The sequence below is a fragment of the Paracoccus sp. UBA5162 genome (genome assembly GCF_002413585.1).
In the GTDB taxonomy this organism is placed as follows: Bacteria; Pseudomonadota; Alphaproteobacteria; order Rhodobacterales; family Rhodobacteraceae; genus Paracoccus.
Genome location: NZ_DHXG01000060.1, coordinates 5,457 through 8,631 on the forward strand (window position 1 = coordinate 5,457; position 3,175 = coordinate 8,631).

Here is a 3,175-nt window from a genome sequence, read left to right on the forward strand (position 1 = left end):
ACCAGAGCCCCTTGTGGTGCTGGACCTGGAGCATTCCAGAAAATATCTTCTCGACCTTTTCGCCAGTCGGGGCTGAAACCCAATGTCGCCTACTCCGCCCGTTCGACCGATATGATGCGCGCGCTGATCGCGGCCGGTATGGGATATGGCGTCTTCAATATCAGGCCGTTGTCCAAACAGACCTGCGCGACCGGTGATCTGGTGCGCCTGCCATTGGCGGGAAGCCACGACGCGCCAAGTGCGGGCGTGCTGGTCCGGCGGGACGCGGCGCTGACCACAATCTGCCTGGCCATCATCGGCGCTTGCGAATTGAAGGCCGCAGAGGGCGCCTTCGACGCCGCTGTCATTCAGCCTTACACGCCATAGCAAGCCAGGACCGCGCATCGCGGCCCGGCCCGTATCGTGCGCCGAGATCGCGCAAATCCGGATTGGCGCCAGATCGCCGGCGCATTCTGACAGGACCGCCGCTGGAACCCCGCCTGAAGCGCGGATCGCCTAGGATGACCCACCCGGCCTCGGCATTGTTCCCGGAATTCTGTTCCCTCTTGACATCGGTCGCGCGGAACACTCTTCCTCATTTATTTCTCGATATTTCCGCTCCTTGTTCAGTCTTTCCGCCAGGCATATCTAGCCTTCAACGCAGAAGGAGACCTTGATGACAAAATCGTTCATCGCCGCATTGGCCCTGATCGCCGCGGGCACCGCCGCTTCCGCCGAGACGATTCGCGTCGGCATGTCGGGGGGATATTTCCCCTTCACCTTTGTAAAGCAGGACAAGCTTCAGGGTTTCGAGGTCGACCTGATGAATGCCATCGCCGCGGAAACCGGGGATACGGTGGAATTCGTCACCATGTCCTTTTCGGGTCTGATCGGCGCGCTGGAATCGGGCCGCATCGACACGATCGCCAACCAGATCACCATCACGCCGGACCGCGAAGCGACCTTTGCCTTTACCCAGCCCTATGTCTATGACGGCGCGCAGATCGTCGTGAAAGAGGGCAACGAGGTGGGCATCACCGGGCCGGAATCGCTGTCGGGAAAATCGGTCGCGGTCAATCTGGGCTCGAATTTCGAGGCGCTTCTGCGTGATCTGCCCAATGCCGCCGATATCGACATCCGCACCTACGATTCCAATATCGAACAGGACGTGGCGCTTGGCCGCATGGATGCCTTCGTCATGGACCGCGTCTCGACCGGACAGGTCATCGCGAAAAGCCCGCTACCGCTGGAAATGGCCGGGCAGTCCTTCAGCGAAATCAGGAACGCGCTGCCGTTCCGCAAGGACGAAGCCGGTCTGGCGCTTCGTGACAGGATCGACGCCGCGCTGACCACGCTGAAGGAAAACGGCACGCTGGCGGACATTTCGCGGAAATGGCTGGACGCCGACGTGACCAGCCCTGCCGACGAGTAATGGACGGGCTTGATACAGGATACATGATCGGGCTGTTCCCGATCATCCTGAGCTATGTCCCCCTGACCCTGACCATGGCGGTGACAGCCATGGCCGGGGCGCTTGTCCTGGCCTCGGCGCAGGCGATCATCCGCATCTTCAGATTGCCGGTGATCGACCAACTGGTCGCGCTGTTCATCAGCTTCTTTCGTGGCACGCCGCTGCTGGTCCAGCTGTTCCTGTTCTATTACGGGCTTCCGCGCGTCGTCTCGGCGCTGACCAGCATCGACGGCGTCACCGCCGCGATCATCGGTCTGACGCTGCATTTTTCGGCCTATATGGCGGAATCGATCCGCGCCGCGATCCTTGGCGTCGATCGCAGCCAGTGGGAGGCGTCTGAGGCGATCGGCATGACGCGCGGACAGATGCTGCGCCGCATCATTCTGCCCCAGGCGGCGCGGATCGCGGCCCCGACGCTGATGAATTACTTCATCGACATCATCAAGAGCACGTCTCTTGCCTTCACTCTGGGCGTCACCGAGATGATGGGTGCCGCGCAAAAGGAGGCCGCCGGCAGCTTTCTTTACCTCGAGGCCTTTCTGGTCGTGGCGTTCATCTATTGGGGCATGGTCGAGTTCTTCTCGTTCTTCCAGCGCCAGCTTGAAGTCCGGATGCAGAAGGCCTTTGTGCGATGACAACCAGTTGCAAGATCAGGATCAGCGGCCTGAGCAAGCGGTTTTCCGACAATGTCGTCCTGAACGACATCAACCTGGATCTGGAACCGGGCGAGCGGGTGGCGATCATCGGGCCATCGGGAACGGGAAAATCGACATTGCTTCGCTGCCTCAACTTTCTCGACCGTCCCGATGCGGGCCTTCTGACGATCGGGGATCTGTCCGTCGACGCGACTCGGGCCAGCCGCGCCCAGATCCTCGCATTGCGCCGTCGCACGGGCTTTGTCTTTCAGAACTACGCGCTTTTCGCCAACAAGACCGCGCGGCAGAACATCACCGAAGGGCTGATAACAGTGCGTCGCTTGCCGCGCCGTCAGGCCGAAGCCCGCGCCGACGAGGTGCTGTCCCGGATCGGGCTTTCGGAAAAGGCCGACAGCTATCCCAGTGCCCTCTCGGGCGGGCAGCAACAGCGCGTGGGCATTGGCCGCGCCATGGCGATGGATGCGGAACTGCTGCTTTTCGATGAGCCGACAAGCGCGCTGGACCCTGAATGGGTGGGCGAGGTGCTGGATCTGATCCGATCCATCGCGGATGGCCGCCAGACCATGCTGATCGTCACCCACGAGATGCAATTCGCCCGCGAGATCGCAGACCGGGTCGTGTTCATGGAGAATGGACGGATCGTCGAGCAGGGGCCGCCGGCAAGAATCTTCGACGCGCCCACGGACGACCGAACGCGGGCATTTCTAAGACGGGTCGGCTGAAGATTGAAAGACCGGGACAATATTGGCGGCGGATACGGGCTTCGCGCAAGTCTGCCGACAAGAACCGGCCGGCCAAGCCCAGCGGCAGCAGGCGAATTATCGGGCCTTCAATGGCGTTGCATCGCCACCGAAGGCCAAAGGTTGATGATCGACCGAGGCTTGATCGCCACGACGGCAGCAGAGAATCAAGGACGATCCCGTCCAAGGCGGTGCCGCCGCCCGGATCTCGCGGCCCGACCAGCCTTCACGGTGACCGCGCGGTTCTCCGTGCCCGTCCCGCCGCCACAGCGCGATGGCGGGACAGCGACGGTCACTTCTGCAACTCGGTCCAGATGGCGGTCATGTAG

The 3,175-nt window shown here is 61.9% G+C and carries 4 protein-coding genes; all 4 read left to right on the top strand.

The annotated features are described in order from the left end of the window. Positions 1-366 (top strand): LysR substrate-binding domain-containing protein (locus B4A72_RS09105; protein WP_292978385.1); only part of this gene is annotated, 366 nt, incomplete at its 5' end. Between the two features lie 289 nt (positions 367-655). Next, entirely contained in the window at positions 656-1,411 is a 756-nt protein-coding gene (locus B4A72_RS09110; protein WP_292958389.1) for an amino acid ABC transporter substrate-binding protein, read from the top strand. Further along, positions 1,411-2,085 carry an amino acid ABC transporter permease gene (locus tag B4A72_RS09115; protein ID WP_292958387.1) on the top strand — a complete coding sequence of 225 codons (675 nt, stop codon included), beginning with the start codon at positions 1,411-1,413 and terminating at the stop codon, positions 2,083-2,085. Before B4A72_RS09110 ends, B4A72_RS09115 begins: the two co-directional genes overlap by 1 nt. Beyond that, on the top strand, positions 2,082-2,828 hold the full coding sequence (locus B4A72_RS09120; RefSeq protein ID WP_292958385.1) for an amino acid ABC transporter ATP-binding protein: 747 nt from the start codon (positions 2,082-2,084) through the stop codon (positions 2,826-2,828). Before B4A72_RS09115 ends, B4A72_RS09120 begins: the two co-directional genes overlap by 4 nt. Positions 2,829-3,175: the final 347 nt, after the last annotated feature.

Excerpts from the sequence above, each read along its gene's own strand:
- B4A72_RS09110 (WP_292958389.1), top strand. The coding sequence starts at position 656 with ATGACAAAATCGTTCATCGCCGCATTGGCCCTGATCGCCGCGGGCACC.
- B4A72_RS09120 (WP_292958385.1), top strand. The coding sequence starts at position 2,082 with ATGACAACCAGTTGCAAGATCAGGATCAGCGGCCTGAGCAAGCGGTTT.
- B4A72_RS09115 (WP_292958387.1), top strand. The coding sequence starts at position 1,411 with ATGGACGGGCTTGATACAGGATACATGATCGGGCTGTTCCCGATCATC.